Annotated in this window: 5 protein-coding genes; 4 read left to right on the top strand and 1 reads right to left on the bottom strand. The window is 60.9% G+C overall.

From position 1 onward, the window contains the following. The coding region (locus OQK_RS21735) for a mechanosensitive ion channel family protein (RefSeq protein ID WP_016774252.1) at positions 1–1,280 on the top strand (1,280 nt) is incomplete at its 5' end. 5 nt (positions 1,281–1,285) lie between these two features. On the opposite strand, the gene OQK_RS21730 is transcribed toward OQK_RS21735, so the two are convergent. Beyond that, positions 1,286–2,299, bottom strand: coding sequence for a LacI family DNA-binding transcriptional regulator (locus OQK_RS21730; RefSeq protein ID WP_038861533.1), 1,014 nt, complete (start codon positions 2,297–2,299; stop codon positions 1,286–1,288). 203 nt (positions 2,300–2,502) lie between these two features. On the opposite strand from OQK_RS21730, the gene OQK_RS21725 reads away from it, so the two are divergent. The 3 genes from OQK_RS21725 to OQK_RS21715 are packed head-to-tail and all read left to right on the top strand — an operon-like array spanning position 2,503 to position 6,019. Then, positions 2,503–3,666, top strand: coding sequence for a Gfo/Idh/MocA family protein (locus OQK_RS21725; protein ID WP_016774250.1), 1,164 nt, complete (start codon positions 2,503–2,505; stop codon positions 3,664–3,666). Continuing rightward, positions 3,656–4,738 carry a sugar phosphate isomerase/epimerase family protein gene (locus OQK_RS21720; protein ID WP_016774249.1) on the top strand — a complete coding sequence of 361 codons (1,083 nt, stop codon included), beginning with the start codon at positions 3,656–3,658 and terminating at the stop codon, positions 4,736–4,738. Before OQK_RS21725 ends, OQK_RS21720 begins: the two co-directional genes overlap by 11 nt. 42 nt (positions 4,739–4,780) lie before the next feature. Continuing rightward, complete coding sequence (locus OQK_RS21715; protein ID WP_024012527.1) at positions 4,781–6,019, top strand: nucleoside permease; 1,239 nt, start codon at positions 4,781–4,783, stop codon at positions 6,017–6,019. Positions 6,020–6,208 lie beyond the last annotated feature (189 nt).

The following is a 6,208-nucleotide window of genomic DNA, read 5'->3' as shown; positions in this document are numbered from 1 at the left end:
CCGGGCGCGGCGTGATTTCCATGGTAGTGCTGGCGATCATCGGCACGATGCTGTTGCGCGTCGGCAAAGTGCGCAAGGCCTTGATCGCAGCCAATGACCCATCGGCGACCAACAGCGTGTTCGCCGGGCTGATCTACAGCGTCGCCAGTCTCTCGATGTTGGTGACGGCCATTGCGCTGCTGGCCGGCTATGTTTCGCTGGCACGGTTCATCAGTTATGAGCTGGTGTGGGGCTATGTCGTGCTGTCGGGCTTCTACTTGCTGATTCAGCTGGTCAAGGACGCCTGTGAGCACCTGTTTTCGCCGAAACACGCGAGCGGCCAGGCGCTCAAGCAATTGCTCGGCGTCAGCGATCGGCGCCTTGAGCAGACGTCGATCCTGTTGTCCGGCGTCAGCCGCGCCGGCCTGATGCTGATGGCGCTGATTTCGTTGTTTGTCGGCGGCATCGGTACCACGCTTGGCCAACTGGTCACCAACATCATGTCGATTCTTGGCGGCGCCGGTTTGCGCAAGCTGAATATTGTCCCGGCGCATCTGCTCAACGCACTGCTGGCACTGCTGATTGGCATCTGGCTGATCCGTGCATTAAGCCGCTGGCTCGACAACGAATTCCTGCCCAAGACCGACATGGACCCGGGCATGTGCGCGTCACTGAGCACGCTGTTTTCCAACATCGGCTACGCCTTTGTAATTCTGCTGACGCTGTCGTCGCTGGGCGTGCAGTGGACCAATCTGGCGTGGATCGTCAGTGCGTTGTCGGTGGGCATCGGCTTTGGCTTGCAGGAGATCGTCAAGAACTTCGTCTCCGGCCTGATCCTGCTCACCGAGCGCCCGGTGAAAGTCGGCGACCTGATCAGCATCAGCGGCGTCGAGGGCGACATCCGCCGGATCAACGTGCGTGCCACGGAAATCCAGCTCAGCGACCGCTCGATCGTGATCGTGCCCAACTCGCAACTGATCTCGCAGAACCTGCGCAACGTTACCCTCGGCGGCAGTGCTCAAGGCGTGGCATCGCTGGAGCTGGTGTTCCCGCTGGATATCGATCCTGAGCAGGTCAAACAGCTGCTGCTGGATGCGTATCACGAGAACGAAACCATCCTCGATAAACCGGCGCCGTTCGTGCGTTTCAGCAAATTGTCGCCGGACGGCATAACCCTCACGGTCACCGGCTATGTGGGCAGCCCGAGGATTGTCGGGCTGACCAAGAGCGATTTGTTGTTTGAGGTGTTGAAGCGGTTGGGCGCGGCGGGGATTGCGCTGGCGAAGCCGCCAGCGGCGTGATTCGGTTAGCGCTTGCCCAAGTTGTCGATGCGGGCCGTGCTGCTGCGTGGCGTCAGCTCGAACGGCAAGACGACATGCCGCTCTGTCAGCGGCTGTTTTTCGATCAGCGCAATCAGCATCTCGACCGCCCTGGCCCCGAAGGCCTCGGCTGGTTGCGAGATGGTGGTCAGCGGCGGATCGCAGTACGCAGCCATGGGAATGTCATCGAAACCCACCACTGAAATATCCTCGGGCACACGCAGCCCGGCCTGCCGGATGCGCTTGAGCGCACCAATGGCCATTTCATCGTTTTCGCAGAACAGCGCGCTCGGCCGCTCGGCCAATGCGAGCATCTTTTGCGCGCCGGCAAAACCGGCCTCGAGGCTGAAATTGCCATGGCAGATCAGTGCTTCATCGAAGGCAATCCCGGCTTCGCGCAATGCCGCTTCGTAACCCGCCAATCGATCCAAAGTCAGCGGGCTGTTTTTCGAGCCTTTGATCAGGCCGATGCGTCGGTGTCCCAAGGCGATCAGGTGTTCGGTCATGGCTTTGGCGGCGGCGACGTTGTCCAGGCTGATGGTTGGATAACGCCCGGCCTTGAGCACTTCGCAGGCGTTAACGATCGGCGGCACATCGGCGTCGGCCGAAGCGTTTTCGAAAGGATCGAAGGCGCGCAACTGGATCACCCCGTCGGCCTGATAGGCGTAAACCAGCTCGGCGAATTGTCGCTCCAGTTCTTCCCGGCCCTGGGTGTCGCACAGCAGCAGGCGATAACCGGCCGCCTGCGCCGCTTGCTGCGCGCCGCTGATGACGCGGGCGAAGAAGGTATTGGCGATGGTCGGCACCAGAATCACCAGATTGCCGGTGCGCCGCGAACGAAACTGCACGGCCATCAGGTTCGGCCGATAGCCGGCCTGCTCCACCGCAGCCATCACGCGCTCACGGGTTGGCGCGAGCACGCGCTCGGGCGATTTCAAAGTCCTCGAAACCGTCGCCACGGAAACCCCGGCCAGCCGAGCCACTTCGCGAATATTGGACAAAACCACCTCGTTGATTCATGCCGATCAGGCGCGGAGCTTACCGCAGGCGACGAGCGATCGAAACGCTGTCGATCATCCGCTGCCATTTGACACTCGGCTAATTCAAGCCTAGATTTCGCCCACGATGTAACCGGTTACATCACATATCAACATTGCATCCAGCTACCGAGACGACCGCCATGTACGCTGCCGCAAAAATAAGAATGGGTTTTGTTGGAGGCGGTGAAGGTTCATTCATTGCCCGTGCCCACCGGCAAGCCGCCGGCCTCGACGGACGCTTCGAACTGGTCTGCGGCGCATTCAGCCGCGACTCGGAGAATAATCAGCGCACCGCTGCGGCCTTGGGTGTCGCGGCCGAGCGTTGTTACGACGACTGGCAAACCCTGCTCGCCCGCGAGGCCGCCCTGCCCGCCGAGCAGCGCATGCAACTGCTGGTCATCGTCACTCCCAATCATCTGCACGCACCAATTGCCCGTGAGGCATTGAGCGCCGGTTTTCATGTGTTCAGCGAGAAACCCGCGGCGCTGAACCTCGCCGAGGTGCAGGCGCTGCGCTCGGTGGTCATCAACAGCCAGCGAATTTACGGGCTGGCGCACACCTACCTCGGTTACGCGATGGTCTGGCAGGCCCGCGAAATGGTCGCCAGCGGCGTGCTCGGGCGCGTGCGCAAAGTCCTCGTCGAGTACCCGCAAGGCTGGCTCAGCACCGATGTCGCCGGGCAAGGCAACAAGCAGGCCGGCTGGCGCGACGACCCGACGCAATCCGGGATCGGCGGCTGCATCGGCGACATCGGCACCCATGCGTTTTCCCTCGCCGAGTTCGTCACCGGCCAGTCGATTCAATTCATCAGCGCGATGCTCGGCGCCCATGTCGAGGGTCGGCAACTGGATGACGATGTGGCGATGCTGTTCAAAATGCGCGACGGCGCCAGTGGTGTATTGCTCGCCAGCCAGGTCTGCGCCGGTGAGGAAAACCCGCTGAAGATCCGCGTCTACGGGGACAAGGGCGGCCTGGAATGGCGTCAAGAGGAACCGGCCAGCCTGATTCATCGACCGTTGAACGAGCCGATGCGCGTTCTGCGCTCCGGGGTCGGTCAGCCGTGGCTGTGTGCCGCCGCAACCCGACGCATGCGCCTGCCTGCGGGGCATCCCGAAGGTTATCTGGAAGCCATGGCCAACCTGTACGGCAATCTCGCCGAAGCGATTGTGCATGGCGCCGAGGGCCATCAAGCACCGGGCGTACCGGGCATCGAGACCGGCCTGCGCGGCATGGCCTTCATTGAAACCGCCATCGCCAATCACCTTGGCAATGAAAAGTGGAGCGAGATCCCCGGCCCACTGACAGGAGCCCAGCACAATGAACAGTGATCAGCAAAATTCGACTGGCCTGAAAGGTCCGGGGATTTTCCTCGCGCAATTCATCGCCGACGAAGCGCCTTTCGACTCCCTCGCCAACATTGCCGAGTGGGCGGCCTCGCAAGGCTACAAAGCCATCCAGGTACCGACCCTCGGCACACGGTTCATCGATTTGCAGCGCGCCGCTGAGAGCCAGGATTACTGCGACGAACTCAGCGCAGTCTGCGCCCGCGCCGGTGTGGTGATCAGCGAGTTGTCGACGCACCTGCAAGGGCAATTGGTCGCGGTGCATCCGGCGTTCGACAGCCTGTTCGACGACTTCGCCCCGCCAGCGTTGCGCGGCAAGCCGCAGGAGCGCACCGAATGGGCCATTGAGCAGTTGAAACTGGCCGCTCGTGCCAGCAAGCGTTTGGGACTTACGGCCCATGCGACCTTCTCCGGCGCCCTCCTCTGGCCTTACGTGTATCCGTGGCCACAGCGTCCGGCCGGTTTGGTCGAGCAAGGTTTCGCCGAACTGGGCAAACGCTGGCTGCCGATTCTCGACTGCTTCGAAGAGGCTGGCGTTGATCTGTGCTACGAAATCCATCCCGGCGAAGACTTGCATGACGGCGCGTCGTTCGAACAGTTTCTCGAAGCGGTGAATCATCACCCCCGCGCCGCAATTCTGTATGACCCGAGCCACCTGCTGCTGCAGCAAATGGACTACCTCGGCTTCATCGACCGCTACCACCAACGCATCCGCATGTTCCACGTCAAGGATGCCGAGTTCCGCCCCGATGCGCGCTCCGGCGTCTACGGCGGGTATCAGGGTTGGGTCGAGCGTCCCGGGCGCTTTCGCTCGCTGGGCGATGGCCAGATCGATTTCAAATCGATCTTCAGCAAATTGTGCCAATACGACTTCAACGGCTGGGCCGTGCTGGAGTGGGAGTGCTGCCTGAAAGACTCCGCACAGGGCGCGGCGGAAGGCGCGGCGTTCATCGAGCGACACATGATCCGCAAGACCGCCAAGGCCTTCGACGACTTCGCCGGAGTCAGCGCTGACGCTGCTTCCAACCGACGCCTGCTCGGTCTGACTGACGATTGATTCATCCGCGTTACCGACATAAAAACAATACGGTGATCTGAAATGAACGTAATGAATGCGCGACTCAGCGTGATGATGTTTTTGCAGTTTTTTATCTGGGGCGGCTGGTTCGTCACCCTCGGCACTTTTCTGGCGACAACGCTGGCCGCCAGCGGTGGTCAGGTCGGCATGGCCTTCGCCACGCAATCCTGGGGCGCGATTCTGGCGCCGTTTGTCATTGGCTTGATTGCCGACCGTTTCTTCAATGCCGAACGCATTCTGGCAGTGCTGCATCTGCTTGGCGCAGTGTTGCTCTATCAGCTCTATCGCGCGGCAGACTTCAGCGCGTTTTATCCCTATGTGCTCGCCTACATGATGGTCTACATGCCGACATTGGCACTGGTGAATGCCGTGGCGTTCCGCCAGATCAAAGACCCGGCGCTGGAGTTCTCGCGCATTCGCGTGTGGGGCACGGTGGGCTGGATCGTCGCCGGCGTGGTGATCAGCTTCGTGTTCGCCTGGGACTCGCAGCAAAGCATCGCGGTCGGAGGCTTGCGCAATACGTTCCTGATGTCCGCCGTCGCGTCGCTGTTGCTGGGGCTTTACAGCTTCAGCCTGCCGAACACCGCGCCGCTGAAAAGCGCAGCCGGCTCATCAAGCCTCAAGCAGATGCTCGGCGTCGATGCGTGGGGTTTGCTCAAGGATCGCAGCTATCTGGTGTTCTTCCTCGCCTCGATCCTGATCTGCATTCCGCTGGCTTTCTATTACCAGAATGCCAATCCGTTTCTGGCCGAGATAGGCGTGACCAACCCGACAGCGAAGATGGCCATCGGTCAGGTGTCGGAAGTGCTGTTCATGTTGCTGTTGCCGCTGTTCATCCATCGCTTCGGCATCAAGATCGCCCTGCTGGTCGGCATGGCTGCCTGGGCGTTGCGCTACGTGCTGTTTGCTTTTGGCAATAACGACGATCAGGCATTCATGCTGCTGATCGGCATTGCCCTGCACGGCGTGTGCTATGACTTCTTCTTCGTGTCCGGGCAGATCTACACCGATGCCAAGGCACCGGAACGCTTCCGCAGCTCGGCGCAAGGTTTGATCACCTTGGCTACGTACGGATTGGGCATGTTGATTGGTTTCTGGATCGCGGGACGGATTACCGACCACTTCACATCAAGCGCAGGGCATGACTGGAGAAGCATCTGGCTGTTCCCCGCCGGTTTTTCCGTGGCGGTGTTGCTGTGTTTCTGGGCGACATTCAAGAGCCGCGATCGCGACAAGGCTGTGCTGCCGAGTGCGGTTTAGAGCAGCGTTGTAATGCATGAATAGAACGAATGCCGCCTGTGGTTGAGGCGGCATTCGTTATCGATGCTCATCGTTGCGCTCAAGCGGTGCGACGTTCGAGCAGACGGTCAGCGCCACCTTCCGCGACCCGATTGCCTTGCAGATGATCGGAGCCATCAGAGGCTACTGCATCGCTGAACAGCGGGTCGG

Source organism: Pseudomonas sp. R62, assembly GCF_000257605.1.
GTDB lineage: Bacteria > Pseudomonadota > Gammaproteobacteria > Pseudomonadales > Pseudomonadaceae > Aquipseudomonas > Aquipseudomonas atacamensis.
This window is presented reverse-complemented; position numbering and strand designations above follow the sequence as displayed.

What these genes read in the sequence shown, in the direction of transcription:
- OQK_RS21725 (WP_016774250.1), top strand. Translation starts at nt 2,503, where the DNA reads ATGGGTTTTGTTGGAGGCGGTGAAGGTTCATTCATTGCCCGTGCCCAC.
- OQK_RS21720 (WP_016774249.1), top strand. Translation starts at nt 3,656, where the DNA reads ATGAACAGTGATCAGCAAAATTCGACTGGCCTGAAAGGTCCGGGGATT.
- OQK_RS21715 (WP_024012527.1), top strand. Translation starts at nt 4,781, where the DNA reads ATGAACGTAATGAATGCGCGACTCAGCGTGATGATGTTTTTGCAGTTT.